We start from the raw sequence: 20,799 nt of genomic DNA on the forward strand, positions 1-20,799 counted from the left end.
CAAGGTGAAAATTTAATTAGAAAACATCACCAACAAATAATAACATAAGATTTACAACTTTTTCATTAAGTATTATCACTCAAACTATCAAATGTATGTTGCAATCGTTGGATGAACTTAGCCACATGTAGTCCATCTAATAACGCATGATGGACATCAATTGATAGTGGCATTTCGCCTGTATCGGGGTTGTATTGACCAAACACAAATTTAGGGATGCCACAGCTTTGGCCCTGGGTAAACGCATGCGAAAAGCTGCTAAAGTTTAACCAAGGTAAAACAGAAACGTGAATTAAATCAGCTTGTCCTTCAGTTGCTGCAAAGGCATCAGAAAACAGCGGGTTTAACCTTGCTTCATGACTAATCGCTTTTGCTTTATTAGCAAACTCATTTAACGAGTTTTGCTGTTTAAAATAACTAAAGCGAAACGAGTCATCATCGGCAAGCTCAACAACACTCGCGCGCATGGTGTTTAAATAATAAGGTTTTTGATTAACAATACGCAGCATCATCGGCTCATACTCATGACATGCTTTTAATAAGCAATAAACATAACCATGAAAAAAAGCACGATTAGTTTGCTTACACACGGTATATAGCTTTTTAGCATTGAGTCTTACACACACATTAAAATAAGGCTGAGTGAAGTTTTGAAACAATTCAAAATGTTGTTTGCGCGGCCACTGATCAAAATCAATAGCCCGAAGAGATAAATCGGCAGAGGACATAAATTATACACAGAGCAAAAGTAAAATTTTACCTCGCTTTGCCTATATTCGCATTAACTAAAATGATGCTTTGGGTGTAGTTATACCAAAGTCTTATATAGGCATAAAAAAAGGAGCGATATTCGCTCCTTAGTTGAACTAAATAAAAACTTAAAGTCCGTTTTCAATAATTTCTTGAGCAAGCTCATCAGCAATTAAATGCGTTGATTTTTGTTCTTTTTCACTACGGGTAAAGATTTCGCTTAATGTATCGAAAATTTTCTCTACGTGTTTATTAGACGCCTCTTTACTGTAACCTTCAGGCGCTGTTTCGTAATACACGTTAATAATACCGCCTGCATTTATTACATAATCTGGTGCGTATAAAATACCTTTTTCACGTATAATTTCACCATGGCGTGATTCTGCAAGCTGATTATTTGCACATCCTGCTATTATAGTTGCTTTTAAACGAGGGATCGTTGTGTCATTAATAGTGGCACCTAACGCACAAGGCGCATACACATCAACATCTAAGTCGTATATTTCATCAATACCAACCGCTGTTGCACCAAAATCGTTGACTACACGCTCTACCGCTGCTTGGTTAATATCAGTAACAAATAATTCTGCACCAGCTTCAGCCAAGTGCTTACATAATCCATAAGCCACCGCACCTAAACCTTGCACAGCTACTTTAATGCCTGAAAAATCTTGAATGCCGCGCTGATGATGAAGCGCTGCTTTCATACCTAAAAACGTGCCGTAAGCTGTAAATGGCGATGGGTTACCACTTTTGCCTTCAAGGCCTAGCACGTAATTTGTTTCTTTGTTCATTAACGCCACATCATCACACGTGATATTTACGTCTTCTGCTGAGTAGTAACTGCCATTTAAACGCTCTAATTGACGACCAAATGCACGAAACAACTGTTCAGACTTGATCTCTTTTGCATTGCCAATAATAACTGACTTACCACCACCAAATGGCAAGCGTGCCACAGCATTTTTATAGGTCATCCCTTTTGATAAGCGCAATACGTCGTAAACTGCATCCTCATCGTTGGCATAATCCCACATTCTACAACCACCTACAGCTGGGCCTAAATTTGTGTTATGTACCGCAATAATAGCCTTTAAACCAGACGCTTTGTCTGAACAAAAAACCACTTGTTCATGGTTATCAAATTCAACTTGATTAAATACAACCACTTTAAATACTCCGAAAATAATGGGCCCTTTTGGGCAAGCACGCTACAAATTGACGAGACTTTATCACTTCAGTTGATGGTTCGCCACACTATGAGTAGATAAACCAAATAAACCGCACTCAATAGAAAAATAAAACGGTTTATCGCGATAAATAAGCATAAAAAATTTAATAATAACTATATTATTAAGTATAAAAGCTAAAAACGTCATCGCGATTAAAGTTTACGCTTACGTGAACGTCACTTTGAATTTATATGTAAACTTAATAGTACATCTTGAAAAAGAACACTACATCATAAAATACAATGGGTTATATAATATCTGTCTGCGCAGTATAAACTGGTCTGAGGTGTTTAAGTATCTGCAAATTTTAAAAATAAAAAAACGAGCACGGGGTGCTCGCTTTTATGATTGCTGTTTATACAGAAAACTTACTTCATTTTACTGTCTAGTTCTTCAATTTTTGCTTTCCAAATTGCAGGACCTTGGGTGTGAGCATTTTCACCTTCGCTGTCAACGGCTACCGTTACTGGCATATCTTCTACTTCAAATTCGTAGATAGCTTCCATACCTAAATCTTCAAAGGCAACAACACGTGCTTTTTTAATTGCTTTAGATACTAGATAAGCCGCACCGCCTACAGCCATTAAATACACTGACTGATGCTTTTTAATAGACTCAACCGTTGCAGGGCCACGTTCAGCTTTACCAATCATTCCCACGATGCCTGTTTTTTCTAACATCATGTCAGTAAATTTGTCCATACGAGTAGCCGTTGTCGGGCCTGCAGGACCTACTGCTTCATCGCCTACTGCATCCACAGGACCAACGTAGTAAATAAACTTGTTATCAAAATCAACACCTTCAGGTAAACCTTCCCCTGAGTTGATCATATCTTGCAGACGCTTATGAGCAGCATCTCGACCCGTTAAAATAGTACCTGAGAGTAAAACGGTTTCACCCATTTTCCATTCTTTAGTGTCTTCTTTAGTCAGGGTATCTAAATTAACACGGCGTGTGCCCTCACCGACTTCGAAAGTCACTTCTGGCCAGTCTTCTAATTTAGGTGCTTTTAAATTCGCAGGGCCTGAACCATCAAGCGTAAAGTGAACGTGGCGCGTAGCAGCACAATTTGGGATCATAACCACTGGCTTTGAAGCCGCGTGAGTTGGCGCCGTTTTAATTTTAATATCAACAACCGTGGTTAAACCGCCAAGACCTTGCGCACCAATACCTAATTTATTCGCACGTTCAAAAATTTCTAAACGCAGCTTTTCTTCTGTTGTTTCTGCGCCGCGCTCAATGAGTTCATGAATATCAACCGGATCCATTAATGATTCTTTCGCCATTACCGCTGCTTTTTCTGCAGTGCCACCAATACCTATGCCTAGCATACCTGGTGGACACCAACCCGCCCCCATTGTTGGTAACGTTTTTTCTACCCACTCGGCCACATCGTCAGATGGGTTTAACATCACCATTTTACTTTTGTTCTCTGAGCCACCACCCTTAGCAGCCACCATCACTTCAACTTTATCGCCTGCAACTAAGTCAATGTGTACCACTGATGGCGTATTATCTTTAGTATTTTTACGTGTTCCCGCAGGGTCGGCAACAATCGATGCACGCAATGGGTTATCTGGATTTAAGTACGCACGACGCGTCCCCTCATCAACCATTTGTTGTACTGTTAAGTCGGTTTTATCCCAATTAACATCCATACCTACTTTTACGAAACAGGTGATGATCCCAGTATCCTGGCACAGCGGACGCTTACCTTCTGCCGACATACGCGAGTTAATTAAGATTTGTGCAATCGCATCTTTAGCGGCTTTGCTTTGCTCTTTGTTATACGCTTTTTCTAGCGCTTGAACAAAATCAAGAGGGTGGTAAAACGAGATATATTGCAAAGCATCTTCAATGCTATCAATAAAGTCTTGCTGACGAATTGTACTCATAGTGGTTCCTTAAGTTGTTGTTACGCACGCTGCACGTAAGCGATATCAAACCCGTGACGGTGGTTCGAACTGTTTTCAACCACAGCGCTCACTAAACGCTGCCAAATAAATTTGACTTATGATACCCTCCCAGCCCGTTTCGAGCCAGTTCTTAAAGGGATAGTAAATGCTAAACAATAAAAAAAATTGTGTTGAATTAGCCATATCACAAAATTGTATAGAGGTATTTTCGCATTTTGCTCATTTGCCCTACGCCATTTTGCTAGATTCAGGTGATAGCGATCACATTAACAGTCGTTTTGACATAATTGCTATTGAGCCTCAAAGCACTCTGGAAGTTAAAAATAATCAAACCGTTTTTAATAACCAAGCGAGTGCTAAAAGCTGCTTTGAAATAATGAACGATGAATTAGCTAAGCTCGATACAACAAAAGCCGCCCACAATTTACCCTTTAACGGTGGCTTGCTTGGTTATTTTGGTTATGACTTAGGGCGTACCATAGAGCAACTACCAAGCAACGCTCTTAACGACATTGATTTACCGCAAATGGCCGTTGGACTTTACCTTGATGCACTGATTTACGATAAACAACTGCGTAAGTGGTTTTATATTTCGCAACCCAATGTAAATCGTCTCTCGCAGTATCAGCAGCATTTAGCGCAACCACCTAAACATGAAAGCTTTTCGCTTACATCACAGTGGCAGTCAAATATGAGTCAGAGGAGTTATAGCGAAAAGTTTGCCGCGATTGAAGAATACTTAAAAAGTGGTGATTGTTATCAAATTAACCTAGCGCAGCGTTTTAGCGCACATTACCAAGGGTCTCCTTGGGCGGCCTATGTTAAATTAACGCAGGCCAATAAAGCGCCTTTTTCTAGTTTTATAAATCATCCGCAAGGCGCTATTTTATCAATATCACCCGAGCGTTTTATTGCAGTGCACGACAACAAGGTAGAAACAAAACCTATTAAAGGCACGCTACCACGTAAAGCCAATGCTTTAGAAGATGCCAAACAAGCCACATTACTGGCAAACTCCAGTAAAGACCGCGCTGAAAATGTCATGATAGTAGACCTGCTACGAAATGATTTAGGTAAAGTCGCAAAACCGGGCTCTGTTGTTGTACCTTCTTTATTTGCTATTGAAAGCTTTCCGGCAGTACACCATTTGGTAAGTACAGTTACATCCATCCTTGATGAAGGAAAAACAGCAGTCGATCAACTTGAAGCTGCATTCCCTGGAGGGTCTATTACCGGGGCACCAAAAGTGCGCGCAATGGAAATAATAGAAGAGCTGGAGCCACACAGACGCAGTATTTATTGTGGCTCTATTGGCTATATTAGCGCCTGCGGTAATATGGATACCAGTATTACCATTCGAACTTTAGTTACTCATCATCAGCAAATACATTGTTGGGCTGGCGGTGGCATTGTTGCTGATTCAAAAGTCGAATTGGAATATCAAGAAACATACGATAAAGTAAATAAAATACTCCCTATATTAAATGAAGGTCGCTTTGAATAGTGAAACCATTTCGGCTCGTTTTCAATTAAACCGCAGTTTAGCCGTGGATCAGCTCAAAGATAATAAAAAAAAGCGCGCCAGTGCAGTGATGCTACCTTTGATTGATATAGATAACGAAGCACATGTTTTATTGTGTAAGCGGCCAACCTATTTACATCACCACCCTGGGGAGATTTGTTTACCGGGTGGTAAATTTGAAATTAATGATGTTAACCTGCGCACCACGGCACTGCGTGAATTACATGAGGAGCTAAACATTCCCCCGCATAATGTTCAAGTTTTAGGCCAGCTGCCCCAATACTCTACCCTTACTGGATTTACTATACGTCCTTTTGTGGGCTTAATTAAAAAAGAAACGGTATGGGAGAACGATCATAACGAAGTACAAGCCAGCTTTTTACTCTCTATAAAAGCACTGAACAACGAAGCTAATTGGCAACCAATCCCCTTTGAACGTAATGGAAAAGCCCTAACTTTAAATGGCTTTATCACTCCTCACGGGCTTTTGTGGGGTGCCACAGCCAGCATTATTAAAAACTTTACAAAACAACTCGCCATACCAGTTTAAATCTTTGCTAATAAGGGTTACACACCTGCATTTCCACGTTATTATAGTCGACCGTTCAAAGAACAGCTTAATGCTGAGAAAACTAAGTAGAGACACACATTATGATCAGTGCATTTGACATGTTTAGCATTGGTATTGGCCCCTCATCGTCACATACCGTCGGCCCAATGCGTGCATCACGCTTATTTGTTAATGACCTAGATGAGCAACAACTATTAGCAAATGTAACCGATGTAAAAGTAGAGCTTTACGGCTCACTGGGGCAAACAGGTGTTGGTCATGGTTCGGGAAAAGCAGTGATCCTTGGCCTAGCCGGTTATGACCCTGAAACCATTGATGCCGATTTAGTGGACGATATTTTAGCAAAAATAGAAAATGAGCAGGTTATTTATCTAAACCAAACTCATAAAGCTAAATTCCCTAAACAAGGCGCTATTGTTTTTCATCGTAGAAAAACACTCCCTAAACATTCCAACGCAATGGAAATTATTGCCTATAACAATGGCGAAAAAGTATATAGCAAAGTTTACTACTCTATTGGTGGCGGGTTTATTGTTACAGATGAAGAGTTTGAAAAAGAAAAACAAGCGGCCTTAGATATTCGCGAAGAAAACCCTGCCCCGTTCCCGTTTGGAACGGCTAAAGAATTACTCGAAATGTGTAAAGAGTCGGGTTACAGCGTATCAACGTTAATGATGAAAAACGAAAAAACCTTACGCAGTGAAGAAGCCATAAAAGATGAATTATTTAATATTTGGCAAGTAATGAAAGCCTGTATTGAACGTGGTATGCGTACCGAAGGTATTTTACCTGGTGGTTTGAAAGTAAAACGCCGTGCACCAAGCTTATATTTAAAGCTCAATGTAGAAGTGAGTAACGATCCACTTCGTGCTATGGATTGGGTTGATTTATTCGCATTAGCAGTGAATGAAGAAAATGCAGCAGGCGGTCGTGTGGTTACTGCACCAACAAATGGTGCAGCTGGTATCCTACCAGCCGTATTAATGTACTATCATACTTTTATCAAAGAAGTTGATCGCGACATTGCTACTCGGTATTTATTAACCGCGGCCGCTATTGGTATTTTATACAAAAAAAATGCCTCTATCTCAGGTGCTGAAGTGGGTTGCCAAGGTGAAGTTGGTGTTGCCTGTTCAATGGCTGCTGGTGCGCTGACTGAAATTGTTGGTGGTAACGTGGTACACGTAGAAAATGCCGCTGAAATTGGCATGGAACATAACTTAGGATTGACCTGCGATCCAGTGGGCGGCTTAGTGCAGGTACCTTGTATTGAGCGTAATGCAATGGGCGCTATTAAAGCAATTAATGCTTCTCGTCTTGCTATTCGCGGTAGTGGAGAACAAAAAGTATCGCTTGATAAAGTAATTAAAACCATGCTCGATACCGGTAACGATATGAAAACAAAATACAAAGAAACCGCTCGCGGTGGATTAGCTGTTAACATTATCGAGTGCTAATTAGATAGCATAAAAAAAAGCCGCTTAGTTGCAAAACTAAGCGGCTTTTTCATTACTGTTTATGGCGGTTATTTAACTGGCAATTCGATATCAGCAAATAATTTATCAACATCGTCTTGATTACGCAGCAAACTTGCTCGCTCTACTCGCTCTTTAGTTAAATGCGGTGCAAAACGTTCGATAAAGTCATACATGTAGGTACGTAAAAAGCTACCTTTTCTAAAACCAATCTTAGTGGTGCTTGCTTCAAATAAATGGCTAGCATCAATGCACACTAAGTCGCTGTCGTTTACCTGGTCAATTGCCATAGATGCAACCACACCGACACCTAATCCCAGGCGCACATACGTTTTAATAACATCGGCATCGGTGGCGGTAAATACAATATGCGGCTCAAGCCCATAGGCGTTAAATGCTTTATCAAGCTCTGAGCGACCAGTAAAACCAAATACATAAGTGATCAAAGGATACTGCGCTATATCTGCCACCGTTAAGTTATCGACTTTTTTCGCAAGGGGGTGATCTTTAGCAACCACAATACTGCGATTCCAGTGATAACAAGGCAACATAACTAAATCTGAATATAAGTGCAGTGCTTCAGTAGCAATCGCAAAATCTGCATCACCGCGCGCAGCTGCATCCGATATTTGCTGCGGCGTACCTTGGTGCATATGCAGTGACACTGCTGGGTATTTTTGGGTAAAGCCTTGAATTACGCTTGGTAACGCATAACGTGCTTGGGTGTGCGTAGTCGCAATATTAAGTTTACCTTGATCGGGCAGCGTATGTTCATTAGCAACCGCTTTAATACCCTCAACTTTTGAGAGTATTTCTCGCGATATGTTAATGATTTCTTCGCCAGCACCTGTAACGTGAGTTAAATGTTTACCACTACGGCCAAAAATTTGTACACCTAGTTCATCTTCTAACATACGTACTTGCTTAGAAATACCAGGCTGGGAGGTAAATAAACTCTCAGCGGTAGCTGAAACATTTAATTTATGATTTTGAACTTCTACGATATATCTAAGTTGTTGTAATTTCATGGCTATGTAGTTTCGTTATAATTCACATTGACAGATAAAAGCGCACCCTAATTAATAGGTAACTATATAAAAGGCTGATTAAGGTTACACAATGTAACAATTAATTTATTGAAATTTCAGGTTAACACAATAAATAAAGTTGAGATAGCAATGATTATCAGCAAACAAAACATAACACATTAAGATTTAAACGCTTTATGCATGGTGTTTTTTTTAGTTAATCGGCGCAAAGTTTCCCACCTTTTATATATTTAATGTAAGATTAGATAATAAGGTTAAGAATTTGAGAATTATAACATGATCGTTTCCATTATAATTGTATTAATTGTTGCGCTTATCGTCATTGCACTGTGGGTTAGTGCTGTTCAACAACACAAAGAAAAACAAGAAGCTGAACGACGTAAAGAGCTAACAAAACAAAAAGCTATCATTGAAGAAACTGAAGAGGCGTTAATGAATAGCGCTAATATCCCACTTTCAGAAGCAACTCAGCGAATATTACAACGTCGTATTCATGATGCGCTAAGTAATATGGTGTCTATTTCAAGCGGTGGTAGCGGACTAAAAAACCGCTTAAAAGAAGCAAAAGAGCGACTACAAAATCCGATTCAAGACGGCTCGGATGGTTTTGTTTTACCAGGTAATGACAAGCAACTGATATCACTAATACAGGGTATAAAAAAGCTCCGTACTATTATCCGTTCTGAGCACAACAAGGGGAAAGTTGACAGCCAAGCGTTTATTGCAGAAGACAAACGCCTTGAGAAGCTACAACTAAGAATCAACATTGAAAGCCAGATAAAACGTGGTCTAGCAGCACAAACAGCCGGTATGGTTGGCTCTGCTAGGCAGTACTTTGAAAAAGCATCGACGACGCTAAACAGTGTGTCATTTAATGATGATTACATTACTGCAAAACGAGTTGAAGTTGAAGGCTATCTAGAAACAATAAGCACTGAACTAAAGGCATCAAACGCTACATCATTGAAGAAAAAGAACGAACAAGAGCAAGATGATTTAGACGTACTGTTTGCACCGAAAAAGAAATGGTAATCCATTACTTAATAAAAAAGCCCATACAACTGTATGGGCTTTTTTATAACTGAAATTTAGTCACTATATAAATTTACATACCCAAACTAAATCTAGCTATTTAACAGAAGCATTAAGATAAAAATGCAAACTTAATAATAAACAGTGCCGTTAAAATCCAAACACTAATACTTACCTGATCTTTTTTACCACACAGTACTTTAACCGCTGTATAAGAAATAAAACCCAGTGCAATACCGTGTGCAATTGAAAAGGTCAATGGAGTCATTAACAATACAACACTCACTGGAATTGCATCGGTCATATCATCCCAGTTTACAAACTTTAAGTTTTGTAGCATTAGAACAGATACATATAAGATTGCCCCTGCTGTTGCGTATGCGGGTACCATTTGTGCCAAAGGTGCAAAAAACATCATTAATAAAAAGCAGCAACCTACAACTACAGCCGTTAAGCCCGTTCGGCCCCCCACTGATACTCCCGCTACAGACTCTATATAAGAAGTTGTTGTTGAAGTTCCCAGCATTGCACCGGCAATGGTTGCAGTGCTATCAGCGCTTAATGCGCGACCTAAGCGCGGCATATTGCCGTTTTTATCTGCTAGGCCCGCTTTTTGAGTAACCGCTACCAACGTACCTGAGGTATCAAATAAATCAACAAATAGAAACGCAAAAATAACACTCAACATAGACAGTTCAAAAGCAGCACTAAAATCAAGTTGCATAAAAGTTGGCATTATTGAAGGTGGCATTGCAACAACACCATGATATTCAACTAACCCCATCGACACTGCAATCGCGGTAACGAGTAAAATACTAATTAATACACCGCTTTTAAAATCGCGATAAAGTAATGCCGCAATAATAAAAAAACTAAAAATAGCTAATAGCGGACCCGGTGATGTTATATCGCCTAGCTGCACAAGTGTTGCTGGGCTTGATACAATAATACCTGCACTTTTCAGCGCAATAAGTGCCAAGAATGCACCAATACCGGTTGCTATTGCTTGTTTGAGCACCAGGGGGATTGCATTAATAATCCACTCTCGCACCTTAAATAAGCTTAATATTAAAAATATACACCCTGACATAAACACCGCGCCCAGCGCTGCTTGCCAGCTATAGCCCATACCTAGCACCACGCCATAGGTAAAAAATGCATTTAATCCCATACCCGGTGCCAATGCCAATGGATAATTGGCCCACAACCCCATAATAAAACACCCTATTGCAGCGGCAATACAGGTTGCAACAAAGGCAGCACCTTGGTCCATGCCTGCTTCTGCAAGCATAGCTGGGTTAACGAATACGATATAAACCATCGTAATAAATGTAGTCATACCGGCAATACATTCACGGCGAACCGAAGAATCATTTGCACGGATTTTGAATAAGGCTTCGAGCATAATAAACTTGTGGTTGTAAAAAGTGGCGAGATTTTAGCATAAAAATAACTTTTTACAGGACATTTTACCTTGCTATATACTAAACTAGCTAAGTGATTAAAATAACAAACGAAGTAGCATGATCAAAACGACACCAAGTGGCCAAGACTTAGAGCAACAATTAGACAACATTCTTTCTTTTGTAACGCAACCAAGCGATGCAAATCCCCCTGCGAGCTCTAAAAACACCGATCAAGACACATTAAATAAAGCCCTTTATTACCTTAAAAATGAACAAGGCGCCTTAGCCGCAAAATGGATGCGTTTAGCAGCAATGGCAGGAAACTATCGTGCACAGTTTTACTTAGGGCTATTTTTTATTAAAGGCCAAGGTGTGCCACAAAGTGTATTTCATGGGGCTGCGTGGCTCAGCTTAGCTAGTAGCCAAGGATATGAGCCAGCAATAGAGGCAATGAGCGATATACGCAAACACATTAGTACCAAACGACTTAAAGACGCCCAGTGTTATGCCGCCAGCTTATATGAACAAATTCATCAGTTACAATTTTCACATTTGATCCCTATAAGTCACGAAAAATAGTTTTACTACTTAGTAACTCATTCTATCTGTAAATTAATTAAGCGTTTTATAAGTTAAATGCAACAACGCTTAATTTTTTAAACTACTGTATACCTCATGCATTTCAAGATTTATTTAGTTATAGATTAAAAAGCTACCGTCAAAAGTATTCATCCCCAAAAATTATAATCTATTGTTATATATGAACTATTTGTTTTTAAATAGTTTCCTTATCGTGCTCAGCTGAATAACTGTACAAAAAAATAGCAAAAAAACACTTGCACCAAACAACTGTATAAACTACTGTATACATGTACTGTATAAAAACCCAGTGAGTGAGACGATTATGTTACAGCCTATTACCGTAAGAACAGTTAAGAGCTACCAACAAGATGACCAATCTGATTGTGTTAACGTTGTACAAATTGAAGATGAGATTTCAGCGACGTTTGAATTATTAAAAGTATTACACCAATACAATAGCTTAAATGCATGGACACTTTTAATTGCGCCAGACCATGTACCTAGTAAAGCGTTACTTGATTCATGTTCAATTGATACCAGTAAATTATTAGTTATACGCCAAAAACATTTAGTTAATATAGAGTATGTTTTAAGTTCTGCACTTCACAATGGAAATTTTGCAGCGGTGATCACCTGGACCGACATAATAAATAATCAGCAACTATCACAGTTATCATTAAACCTGAGCCATACACGCACTAAGCTGTATTGCTTTAGCAAAAAAAGCGCTCAAGCTGAGATTTCACTAACGCAATAAGCTTGGTAAACTAGCGTTTTAATACACAGTACATTTATTATGACCTCTAACGCCCTACTATGTTTTTGTGGCAGTCAGCAACTTTATGCTGATTGCTGTGAACCTTTTCATTTAAAAACCAAACAGCCACAAACACCTGAGCAACTTATGCGTGCTCGCTACAGTGCATATGCGGTTAAAAACGCGGCTTTTGTTCGTGAAAGTTACGCAAAAGAAAAGCAAGCTGAAAACTCACTATCAGAAATTAAGGACTTTGCAACTAGTTGCCGCTTTATAAACTTAACCGTATTAGATTCTGGTTATAATGATGAAACAGGGTTTGTAAAGTTTAAAGCCCATTACTTTTATCAAGACTTGTATTGCGAGCTGGCTGAGCATTCAAAGTTTATTAAAGAAGATGAACAGTGGCGATACCTTGATGGTGAGATCACACCGGTTGCTGATATTAAAGTGAAACGCAATGATACTTGTCCTTGCGGCAGTAATAAAAAGTATAAAAAGTGTCATAGTGTATAAGTAACAACCACAAAAAATGGGCCACTTGGCCCATTTTCACAAACTACACTAAACGCAACTTAGCGCTTTATTCGTCATCACCTTCATCGAAGTCTTGACGTTGTGCAGGTCTTGCTAAAATCTCTAAGTAGAAAGAGGTTAAACCTTGCTTTTCAATTTCACTGATGTGATTGTTAATTTCAGCAACGTGAACCACTTGGGCCTCTTCAGCCGTGTTACCAAACTTACAATCAAATGCCCAGTAGTCGGCATCAACAGGTAAAGTTTTATTACGTTCTCTTTTCAAATATTTTTTCACTTCATGCTTTGCAGCATCAACCATACGAGGGTATTTGATTTTCTCATGATTCAGCGTGAATGTTTTCTTCATTACGTTCCTAATTACCTTGGTTTAATGATAATGGCATTTAATGTCATACCATTTGCGCCATTATAGCAATTGCATTTAAATTTTGGATGCTTTTTTTATATTAAATCGGTTATTAAAATAAAGCACCTACAAAACCACTAATATAAACACTATTTATTACAATCTAATGGCGTTTAAAAAACTGCATTTAATGTAATTTAATTAGGCACTAAACAAATGTAATGGCTGGTGGAGGGCTTCATTTTGTAAATCATCATAAAATGCTGCGGCATCCATTTGCATATTTGAGAGCGGCATATCACTGTTTTTAATTCGCCGACGAACCGCCAGTTCACAATTATCAATCACGTTAAGCGGAATATGATTTTTATCATCTCGAATATTTAACGGTTCAGGCTTTAAGCACTGAGTTAACTTAATATCACTCATCCCTATAGCGCTTCCCATTTTTGCTAAAAGTTCCGTGTTATTTTTGCCAATTAACATATTAAAGGTATCTGGCGCTAATGGCTGCTTTGGGCCCGCACCAAATTGCTTTCTCAAGGTCTCTTCATCGGCTTGATAACCACTTGCATCACTTTTAGGTAAGTGAAACTCACTAAAATCAAGCGCATCATGAGAGAGCATTGCTAATAAAAGTGCAAACTCGCCTCGGCGGTTATCGTGCACACTTTCATTAAGCCTCGTTTTTAACTGGCTCTCCGTGATTAACAAATCACCAATATGCATAGACTTTAGCCTATTTAACTAATTAATAAGTATTTATCGGCTAAATTTGAATTTTCTTTAGCTTTTTTCTTTACTTAAATAAGAAGTTTGCTATTATCTGCCGCGTTGCATTGGAGGGGTTCCCGAGCGGCCAAAGGGATCAGACTGTAAATCTGACGGCTCAGCCTTCGCTGGTTCGAATCCAGCTCCCTCCACCACTTTTCTTAGGCTAAGTTAAGTGGGGCCAAATGCAATAAAAATTAGTGTGGAGGGGTTCCCGAGCGGCCAAAGGGATCAGACTGTAAATCTGACGGCTCAGCCTTCGCTGGTTCGAATCCAGCTCCCTCCACCACTTCTCTTTACTACCTCATTTTATGTTCTAGTTATTCAAAAACCCATTGTAAACTCATGCCATGCTTATTTAACCAAGCGCTTGCTTTTTTGTGTTCTGAATAAAATAATCCTACACGATGCCAAAATTGTGCACTGTGATTTAAATACTTTAAATGCGCTAACTCATGCACAATCACGTAGTCAATTATCCATGTAGGTGCGCTTGCCAAGTGCAAGTTGAAGGTCAGTTCACGCCTGCGGTTACAACTGCCCCAGCGACGCTTATACAATTGAATACGAATATTGCTCGGTAGCTTTTCACCCATCAGCTGACAATAGTAGTTAACTCGCATTTCAATATAACTTTCTAACTTCTCATGCAAAAATTGCTCTAGCAAACCTTGATACATTTGCGTTCGATGCTTCACACGTGAAGAAATACTCAGTAACAGCGTTTGGCTTTCATTGTGCTGCTGCCATTGAGTGCGTGCTGCATTTTCAAATTGCACATTTACAGCTTCATTAAATAGTTTAATGCTATGGGTTTTGAGTGGAAACTGTCGTGTATCGGCTTGAATTTGTTGCTTATGTAACTGAGCATCAATCCAGCCCTGTTTACTCAACAGCCATTCATTAATTTGTGTTTTCGTTACAAAATGGGGCGCATACACCGTAAGTTCTCGTTGTGCGACTTTGATCGCTACTGTTTTTCTTCGTTTACTTCGCTTTAAAGTGTAATCCAACAATGAATGCTGCCTAGTTATAATTAAACACTGGGCTTTATTTTACCTTGTACCATAACGGCTGATCTATAAATAATCCCTACTAAATGCCATTTTAATACCAATGCATGTAGTAATTCTCAATGAATAGTAAGTTTAGAGCTTAAAACACTTACGTTGCTGTTGTAACTTAGAGCTCAATACCTTGTGATTATTGTTGCGTTTATATTAGACTGGGTTTAAGAGTTATTATGTGAATGATTGATGCTATCTAATTTTTTTATAAACCAACCAGATCCAAGTCTAATTATTAATGGTGTATACGACCCAAGTTTAGTGACACTATCTATACTCACCGCAATTTTTGCAGCCTACTTTTCCCTTCACGTTATCGATTTAGCAAATAATACTCACTTTAAGTCTTATCGTAAGCTGGCCAATGTAACTGCAGCTTTAGTGCTTGCTGGGGGGGTATGGAGTATGCATTTTATTGCTATGCTCGCATTTTCTTTGTGCACTACAATTGAATACGATCCCACACTCACTTTTGTGTCGTTTATACCGGCTTTACTGGCATGTACCATTGCTTTTTCTTGTTTGAAAACATATAGCTCTAACCCTCGTATTATCAATTTAATTCTAAGCTCTCTTTTATTCGGCGCGGGTGTTGGCACCATGCATTACAGCGGTATGGCCGCGATGCAATTAAGTCCTTTACTTCGTTATGATCCAATATGGTTTGGCGCTTCAATTGTTGTAGCAGTGCTGCTCTCTTTCATCAGCCTCTATGTACGTTTTCATTTACCAGCACACTTTAAAAAATTAACGCCTGTGCATAATCGTATTATTTGCGCCCTTATTCTTGGCCTTGCCGTGGCTGGTATGCATTATATGGGCATGGCTGCTACGCGATTTATTGCAACAAGCCCGATAATTAACGAGCAAACAAACCAATCACATCTAACCTTTATTGCTATTAGTGTGTCGTTCGCCACGCTTTTATTAACAGCGGTGGTTGTGATCATCAATGGCATGATCCGCTACAGAATGCTGTTAGGGAAAAAATCTGCTGAAGAGTCTCGCCTTGATGCTATTTTATCAACTGCTATTGATGGCATCGTCACTATCAATATTAAAGGTACCATTTTAAGCTTTAATAAGGCCGCAGAAACGATTTTTGGCTGGAAAGATAATGAGGTCATTGGCCTAAATGTAAAAATATTGATGGCTGATGATATTGCTAATCAACACGATGCTTTTTTAAAAAACACCACAAACCATGAAGTAAAGCGTGTGATTGGCGTTAATCGTGATGTGTGGGCAAAACATAAAAATGGTCATCAATTTCCAATTCGACTAGGGATTGGTGAAGTAAAGCAATTGCAAACTGAAACACTATTTGTTGGCTTTATTACCGATTTAACTGAACAAAAAGCATTACAACAAAGCTTAATTGAAAAAGAGCGACAATATCGTACCTTGATGAACAATATGCCCGGTGTTGTATTTCGCTGCTTGTTAGATGAACACTGGAGTATGTTGTTTATAAGCCCAAGCGTCTATGAACTAACGGGTTATCGCGCTGAAGAGTTTACTGAGCAACGTATTACCTTTGCCGAGCTGATTGTTAAAGAAGATGAAGCGGCTATTTCTTTAGCCATTGATCAAGCGGTTGCATCAACCAGTCAATACTCAATTGAATACCGCATTCGCCATCGCAACGGCAATATTATTTGGGTACTGGATCAAGCAAGTATTGTCACAGGCTCTAAAAATAATGTCCGCTGGGTTGATGGCGTTTTGGTTGATATAACCAAACGCTATGAATATGAGCAAAGCTTAAAACAAGCTAAATACGAGGCTGAAGTAGCCGCGCAAGCTAAACAGTCTTTTATGGCAAATATGAGTCATGAGATACGTACCCCCATGAATGCAATTATTGGCTTTAGTGATATCTTGATAGATAGCCCGCTTAATAAAGATCAACAGAAGCAAATAATTACTGTTAATAACGCCGCGCGTTCTTTGTTGCACTTACTTAACGATATCCTCGACTCAGCAAAGTTAGAAAAAGGCAAACTCGAAATTCAAAATGTACATTTTAACTTGCAAGAATTACTCGACAATATTGTGTCTACATTTTGGCTGGATGCAAAACGTAAAGACCTAAAACTCAATTTAAAAATAGCTGACAATGTGAATCCATTTTATTTTGGTGACGATACGCGTTTACGCCAAGTGCTAACCAATTTAATCGGCAATGCGATAAAGTTTACCGAACGAGGCCATGTTACTTTGTCGGTTACTCATAACCCCAATCATCCTATTTTATTTGAAGTACAAGACACAGGTATAGGTATTGAAAAAGATCGTCTTGAGGCTATCTTTAAACCTTTTGAGCAAGCAGACGGCACCACAACTCGCCGATTTGGTGGCACAGGGCTTGGAACAACGATTAGTAAACAGCTGGTTGAGTTAATGGGTGGCCATATATATGCACAAAGTACCCTTGGCCAAGGTAGCTGCTTTTGCTTTACTGTCGCGCTTGAAAAAGGCGAGAAAAGTCAGGTACAGACCATTAGTAAAAACCTATTTAATTTACCACCATTAAAAATCTTAGTGGTCGATGACATTGAACAAAATATTGAGCTACTCACCATTATGCTCTCACAAGCTGGGCATCAGGTAAGAAAGGCTAATAATGGCTTTGAGGCCATTGAAATATTTAATCAACATCGCTTTGATATTATTTTAATGGATATTCATATGCCTAAATGCGATGGGATCAGTGCTACGGCATCAATTCGCTCTTTAGAGCAGCAAAAGCAACTAGAGCAAACCCCAATAATTGCTTTAACAGCCAGTGTGCTACAGCAAGACAAGCTAACAGCCAAACAAGCGGGTATGAATGGATTTACAACTAAACCCGTTGACATAAACCAGCTCAACTACGAAATAGCAAGAGTGCTTGGGCTTGCTATAAGCCGGTTAGAAACTGCAGATCCGATTGACTCAAAACTCCGTATAGATTTAGCTAAAGGTGAGAAAATGTGGGGCAGTAAAGAAAAGCACCTCAAAGAAGTCGCGCTCTTTTTAGCTCAGCATCAAAATAGTATGCAAACCTTAGCGACCAATAAGCTAAACGATAAACACCATGCTCAAATTCTACATAATTTAAAAGGTCTTGCAGGTAACTTAGCGCTTAATAATTTGTCTGACTTAGTTGCTCAAGCTGAAAAGCAGCGTGATATAGCTTCTTATGCCCAATGCATATTACGATGCCAACAAGAGTGGCAACAGCTAGCAGATGAATTATCACATTTACATTTTGCTCCTAAAGAGAATAAATTACAAAAAGTAACCGTGTCAAATGCTGAATTTATTCACCAATTAACGCTTTTACTTAGCCAAGCTAAACGAGCAGAGTTGGACGATACGTTATTAAGTTATATTGAGAAAATAACACCAGAACAGCACAAAAATGCTATTTTAAGCATTTGTGAACAGTTTAATGAATTTGAATTTGATAATGCAAAAATAGAGCTCAATGCATTATTAACAACACTTAATAATTAGCTCTTCTGAGGACGACGATGGCTCAATCTATAAATCAGGCGCGAATATTAATCGTCGATGATGAACCTGCGAATTTAAAAGTAATGCGCGAGGTTTTAGCGAGTAACTACCGTTTGTCGTTCGCTAAATCGGGGCCATTAGCACTGCAATTAATTGAAAACGATCCACCGAACCTCATTTTACTTGATGTTATGATGCCAGATATGAATGGCTTTGAAGTGTGTAAAATTTTAAAAGCTAATCCTACAACCGCACATATTCCAGTTATTTTTGTTACCGCACTTACACAAGAGCAAGATGAATCGGAAGGTTTTTCTTTAGGTGCAGTTGATTACATAACCAAACCTATTAGTCCTGCTATTGTAAAGGCAAGGGTAAAAACACATCTTTCTTTAGTACAAGCCGAGCAGCTAAAACAAGCACATGTAGACTTAGTAGAACGATTGGGGCGCGCTGCAGAGTACAAAGATACCGATACGGGTGAACATATTGCTCGAATGAGTCAATACAGCAAGGTACTTGCTTTAGCGCTAGGAATGAATGAGCAACACGCTGAGTTATTGCGCCAAGCTGCACCAATGCACGATGTCGGAAAAATAGGCATTCCTGATTCAATATTATTAAAGCCAGGAAAATTAACTCCAGACGAATTTGCACACATGAAAGAGCATGCTGCTATAGGAGCTAAAATATTGGCCAACTCACCCTCCCCTTTGTTGCAACTTGCCCACGTACTGGCAATTGAACATCATGAGAAATGGGATGGCACAGGCTATCCTAATGGATTGAAAGGCGAAGAAATTTCGATTGAGGGACGGATTGTGGCGATAGCTGATGTATTTGATGCACTCACATCAAAACGTCCTTATAAAGAGCCTTGGAGCATTGAGCAAACAATAGAACATATGCAGCACCAAGCGGGAAAACATTTTGACCCACATCTAGTTGAGCTTTTTATTGGTCAGATAGACGCTGTTCTAGCGATAAAAAAGGCCCATCAAGAGCGCGATTAAATCTCCCCTTATTTGAGCAAATATTACTGCGCAAAGTGCAACTGACCCTAGCTTCTTTTGGCATTGTGAGAGCCTAAAGCTACAGCCGGAAAATGCTGTTTTATAATACGATAGTCATGGGACGTGATCTCATGGCTATTGCCACTAATATCTTTAAAATACATTGAAAATGTCACGCCATGATCAGCCAATATGGTTTTCACTTGGTGCTGCTCAAGATGCTTGAGCCAAATAACAAATTGCTCCCCTGTTGCAGCAAAAGCGATTCCTTTACTACGCCCATCGCCTTCAAATAAAGCCAATCGTGTAGTGGCGTTTTCATCTTCGAGTGTTAAAGGACCTTTTCCCTCTTCATTCCAAAAGGCTAACTGCTCTACTACGGTAAAACCAAGCACCTTTTCATACCACTCAATAGCTTGGTTGAGGCTTTGAACATTTAAATGACAATGATCAATTCCCGAAAGTTTAGGTGTCATCGCGTTGTTCACCAATTTCAGATTTAAGCTGAGCTAAAAAGTCGTGCATATATGCAGTGCGTCTTTGTGCTTCGGCTTTTGCAGAAGGAGTATTCATACTCTGGGCAATATGCAGTAATTTAATAAAAAAATGATCTAGGGTGTATTTTTTATCGTCTGCTTCTCGGTTTAAACAAAATGGATCATCGGGGTTGTATAATAATCGACTAATAGAGCCGCCTACTTTCATACAACGGCTTACGCCAATAGCACCCAAGGCATCCATTCTGTCAGCATCTTGTACAATCTGTGCTTCCACCGTTTTAATAGCAATATTGGCGCTAAAACTGTGTGCTGCAATAGCGTGGTGAATATCAGCAAATAGTTGTTCATCGTAACCAATAGACGCTAAAAAGTTAATCGCTTTATCGGCTGCCATTGTTGATGCTTTCGCCCTGCCTGGGTGATTTTTAGCCACCGCAACACAATCATGTAACCAAGCTGCAGGCAATACAATGGCCATATCAGCCTGCTGTGCAATACATAACTGCACAGCAACACGTACTACCCGTTCAATATGGGTAATATCATGGGCTACATCGGCATGTACTAAGGATGTAATAAAGTCTCTGCATTGCTGATTAAGTTGCTGTAATGAGGGGCTAAGAGCTGAATTGTCCACCGAATTTCCAAAAATCTATTTAAACGAGTTAATAATGGCTACTTTACCGCGATTTATAAGCCCCTTGCAAAACATTCATTGTATGTTGCGCGAGCCTTGACTAAAATACAGCGCTTATTTATTACTACAGAG

The 20,799-nt window shown here is 39.3% G+C and carries 19 protein-coding genes and 2 tRNA genes; 11 read left to right on the forward strand and 10 right to left on the reverse strand.

Features of this window, described 5'->3' with window-relative positions; all coding sequences use genetic code 11:
• Nucleotides 1–65 precede the first annotated feature (65 nt).
• The 3 genes from ACNSN2_RS08635 to ACNSN2_RS08645 all read right to left on the reverse strand — a co-directional run bounded on the left by ACNSN2_RS08635 (nt 66) and on the right by ACNSN2_RS08645 (nt 3,877).
• Nucleotides 66–728 (reverse strand): CatA-like O-acetyltransferase, encoded by a 663-nt coding sequence (locus tag ACNSN2_RS08635; protein WP_010388537.1) that lies wholly within the window; start codon nt 726–728, stop codon nt 66–68.
• A gap of 150 nt (nt 729–878) precedes the next feature.
• Complete coding sequence (locus ACNSN2_RS08640) at nt 879–1,919, reverse strand: Leu/Phe/Val dehydrogenase (protein ID WP_010388535.1); 1,041 nt, start codon at nt 1,917–1,919, stop codon at nt 879–881.
• Nucleotides 1,920–2,350: 431 nt separating this feature from the next.
• On the reverse strand, nt 2,351–3,877 hold the full coding sequence (locus tag ACNSN2_RS08645) for a fumarate hydratase (protein WP_010388533.1): 1,527 nt from the start codon (nt 3,875–3,877) through the stop codon (nt 2,351–2,353).
• Between the two features lie 166 nt (nt 3,878–4,043).
• Between ACNSN2_RS08645 and pabB the strand changes: the two genes are divergently transcribed.
• The 3 genes from pabB to ACNSN2_RS08660 all read left to right on the forward strand — a co-directional run bounded on the left by pabB (nt 4,044) and on the right by ACNSN2_RS08660 (nt 7,448).
• Complete coding sequence (gene pabB, locus ACNSN2_RS08650) at nt 4,044–5,402, forward strand: aminodeoxychorismate synthase component I (RefSeq protein WP_075169054.1); 1,359 nt, start codon at nt 4,044–4,046, stop codon at nt 5,400–5,402.
• Entirely contained in the window at nt 5,395–5,970 is a 576-nt protein-coding gene (locus ACNSN2_RS08655; protein WP_075169053.1) for an NUDIX hydrolase, read from the forward strand. The genes pabB and ACNSN2_RS08655 overlap by 8 nt, the downstream gene beginning before the upstream one ends.
• A gap of 101 nt (nt 5,971–6,071) precedes the next feature.
• A complete protein-coding gene (locus ACNSN2_RS08660) occupies nt 6,072–7,448 on the forward strand; it encodes an L-serine ammonia-lyase (protein ID WP_054201138.1) in 1,377 nt (458 codons plus the stop codon).
• Nucleotides 7,449–7,516: 68 nt separating this feature from the next.
• On the opposite strand, the gene cysB is transcribed toward ACNSN2_RS08660, so the two are convergent.
• Nucleotides 7,517–8,494 carry an HTH-type transcriptional regulator CysB gene (gene cysB / locus ACNSN2_RS08665; protein WP_054201139.1) on the reverse strand — a complete coding sequence of 326 codons (978 nt, stop codon included), beginning with the start codon at nt 8,492–8,494 and terminating at the stop codon, nt 7,517–7,519.
• A 297-nt stretch (nt 8,495–8,791) separates the two neighbouring features.
• Between cysB and ACNSN2_RS08670 the strand changes: the two genes are divergently transcribed.
• Nucleotides 8,792–9,547, forward strand: coding sequence for a hypothetical protein (locus tag ACNSN2_RS08670; protein WP_075169051.1), 756 nt, complete (start codon nt 8,792–8,794; stop codon nt 9,545–9,547).
• A gap of 112 nt (nt 9,548–9,659) precedes the next feature.
• Here ACNSN2_RS08670 and ACNSN2_RS08675 read toward each other — a convergent pair whose 3' ends face one another.
• Nucleotides 9,660–10,952, reverse strand: coding sequence for an NCS2 family permease (locus ACNSN2_RS08675; protein WP_054201141.1), 1,293 nt, complete (start codon nt 10,950–10,952; stop codon nt 9,660–9,662).
• A gap of 118 nt (nt 10,953–11,070) precedes the next feature.
• On the opposite strand from ACNSN2_RS08675, the gene ACNSN2_RS08680 reads away from it, so the two are divergent.
• The 3 genes from ACNSN2_RS08680 to ACNSN2_RS08690 all read left to right on the forward strand — a co-directional run bounded on the left by ACNSN2_RS08680 (nt 11,071) and on the right by ACNSN2_RS08690 (nt 12,808).
• Entirely contained in the window at nt 11,071–11,532 is a 462-nt protein-coding gene (locus ACNSN2_RS08680; protein WP_010388519.1) for a tetratricopeptide repeat protein, read from the forward strand.
• 325 nt (nt 11,533–11,857) lie between these two features.
• The gene (locus tag ACNSN2_RS08685; RefSeq protein WP_010388516.1) at nt 11,858–12,292 is read left to right on the forward strand and encodes a SulA-like leucine-rich domain-containing protein; all 435 of its coding nucleotides are present in this window, start codon (nt 11,858–11,860) and stop codon (nt 12,290–12,292) included.
• Between the two features lie 39 nt (nt 12,293–12,331).
• Nucleotides 12,332–12,808, forward strand: a complete 477-nt coding sequence (locus ACNSN2_RS08690; protein ID WP_010388514.1) for a YchJ family protein — start codon at nt 12,332–12,334, stop codon at nt 12,806–12,808.
• Between the two features lie 67 nt (nt 12,809–12,875).
• On the opposite strand, the gene ACNSN2_RS08695 is transcribed toward ACNSN2_RS08690, so the two are convergent.
• Both ACNSN2_RS08695 and ACNSN2_RS08700 read right to left on the reverse strand, forming a co-directional pair.
• Nucleotides 12,876–13,178, reverse strand: a complete 303-nt coding sequence (locus ACNSN2_RS08695) for a DUF6172 family protein (protein WP_054201143.1) — start codon at nt 13,176–13,178, stop codon at nt 12,876–12,878.
• 201 nt (nt 13,179–13,379) lie between these two features.
• Nucleotides 13,380–13,907, reverse strand: coding sequence for a VC2046/SO_2500 family protein (locus tag ACNSN2_RS08700; protein ID WP_109874478.1), 528 nt, complete (start codon nt 13,905–13,907; stop codon nt 13,380–13,382).
• Nucleotides 13,908–14,019: 112 nt separating this feature from the next.
• Between ACNSN2_RS08700 and ACNSN2_RS08705 the strand changes: the two genes are divergently transcribed.
• Both ACNSN2_RS08705 and ACNSN2_RS08710 read left to right on the forward strand, forming a co-directional pair.
• Nucleotides 14,020–14,104: transfer RNA gene (locus ACNSN2_RS08705), tRNA-Tyr, on the forward strand.
• Nucleotides 14,105–14,153: 49 nt separating this feature from the next.
• Nucleotides 14,154–14,238: transfer RNA gene (locus ACNSN2_RS08710), tRNA-Tyr, on the forward strand.
• A gap of 31 nt (nt 14,239–14,269) precedes the next feature.
• Here the strand turns inward: ACNSN2_RS08710 and ACNSN2_RS08715 are convergent.
• Nucleotides 14,270–14,962, reverse strand: a complete 693-nt coding sequence (locus tag ACNSN2_RS08715; RefSeq protein WP_193049008.1) for a M48 family metallopeptidase — start codon at nt 14,960–14,962, stop codon at nt 14,270–14,272.
• Nucleotides 14,963–15,205: 243 nt separating this feature from the next.
• Here ACNSN2_RS08715 and ACNSN2_RS08720 point away from each other — a divergent pair, with 243 nt between their 5' ends.
• Nucleotides 15,206–18,517, forward strand: a complete 3,312-nt coding sequence (locus ACNSN2_RS08720) for a PAS domain S-box protein (protein WP_418607049.1) — start codon at nt 15,206–15,208, stop codon at nt 18,515–18,517.
• 17 nt (nt 18,518–18,534) lie between these two features.
• On the forward strand, nt 18,535–19,530 hold the full coding sequence (locus tag ACNSN2_RS08725; RefSeq protein WP_138594646.1) for a response regulator: 996 nt from the start codon (nt 18,535–18,537) through the stop codon (nt 19,528–19,530).
• Between the two features lie 47 nt (nt 19,531–19,577).
• Here the strand turns inward: ACNSN2_RS08725 and ACNSN2_RS08730 are convergent, their stop codons facing one another.
• Together ACNSN2_RS08730 and ACNSN2_RS08735 are read right to left on the reverse strand one after the other, a co-directional pair.
• On the reverse strand, nt 19,578–20,006 hold the full coding sequence (locus tag ACNSN2_RS08730; RefSeq protein ID WP_010388507.1) for a VOC family protein: 429 nt from the start codon (nt 20,004–20,006) through the stop codon (nt 19,578–19,580).
• Nucleotides 19,996–20,667 carry an HD domain-containing protein gene (locus ACNSN2_RS08735; protein ID WP_418607051.1) on the reverse strand — a complete coding sequence of 224 codons (672 nt, stop codon included), beginning with the start codon at nt 20,665–20,667 and terminating at the stop codon, nt 19,996–19,998. The genes ACNSN2_RS08730 and ACNSN2_RS08735 overlap by 11 nt, the downstream gene beginning before the upstream one ends.
• Nucleotides 20,668–20,799 lie beyond the last annotated feature (132 nt).

Source organism: Pseudoalteromonas sp. US3C1013 (genome assembly GCF_048401115.1).
Lineage (GTDB): Bacteria > Pseudomonadota > Gammaproteobacteria > Enterobacterales > Alteromonadaceae > Pseudoalteromonas > Pseudoalteromonas undina.

What these genes read in the sequence shown, in the direction of transcription:
- ACNSN2_RS08635 (WP_010388537.1), bottom strand. Translation starts at nt 728, where the DNA reads ATGTCCTCTGCCGATTTATCTCTTCGGGCTATTGATTTTGATCAGTGG.
- ACNSN2_RS08645 (WP_010388533.1), bottom strand. Translation starts at nt 3,877, where the DNA reads ATGAGTACAATTCGTCAGCAAGACTTTATTGATAGCATTGAAGATGCT.
- pabB (WP_075169054.1), top strand. Translation starts at nt 4,044, where the DNA reads ATGCTAAACAATAAAAAAAATTGTGTTGAATTAGCCATATCACAAAAT.
- ACNSN2_RS08660 (WP_054201138.1), top strand. Translation starts at nt 6,072, where the DNA reads ATGATCAGTGCATTTGACATGTTTAGCATTGGTATTGGCCCCTCATCG.
- cysB (WP_054201139.1), bottom strand. Translation starts at nt 8,494, where the DNA reads ATGAAATTACAACAACTTAGATATATCGTAGAAGTTCAAAATCATAAA.
- ACNSN2_RS08670 (WP_075169051.1), top strand. Translation starts at nt 8,792, where the DNA reads ATGATCGTTTCCATTATAATTGTATTAATTGTTGCGCTTATCGTCATT.
- ACNSN2_RS08675 (WP_054201141.1), bottom strand. Translation starts at nt 10,952, where the DNA reads ATGCTCGAAGCCTTATTCAAAATCCGTGCAAATGATTCTTCGGTTCGC.
- ACNSN2_RS08680 (WP_010388519.1), top strand. Translation starts at nt 11,071, where the DNA reads ATGATCAAAACGACACCAAGTGGCCAAGACTTAGAGCAACAATTAGAC.
- ACNSN2_RS08685 (WP_010388516.1), top strand. Translation starts at nt 11,858, where the DNA reads ATGTTACAGCCTATTACCGTAAGAACAGTTAAGAGCTACCAACAAGAT.
- ACNSN2_RS08690 (WP_010388514.1), top strand. Translation starts at nt 12,332, where the DNA reads ATGACCTCTAACGCCCTACTATGTTTTTGTGGCAGTCAGCAACTTTAT.
- ACNSN2_RS08695 (WP_054201143.1), bottom strand. Translation starts at nt 13,178, where the DNA reads ATGAAGAAAACATTCACGCTGAATCATGAGAAAATCAAATACCCTCGT.
- ACNSN2_RS08700 (WP_109874478.1), bottom strand. Translation starts at nt 13,907, where the DNA reads ATGCATATTGGTGATTTGTTAATCACGGAGAGCCAGTTAAAAACGAGG.
- ACNSN2_RS08720 (WP_418607049.1), top strand. Translation starts at nt 15,206, where the DNA reads ATGCTATCTAATTTTTTTATAAACCAACCAGATCCAAGTCTAATTATT.
- ACNSN2_RS08725 (WP_138594646.1), top strand. Translation starts at nt 18,535, where the DNA reads ATGGCTCAATCTATAAATCAGGCGCGAATATTAATCGTCGATGATGAA.
- ACNSN2_RS08730 (WP_010388507.1), bottom strand. Translation starts at nt 20,006, where the DNA reads ATGACACCTAAACTTTCGGGAATTGATCATTGTCATTTAAATGTTCAA.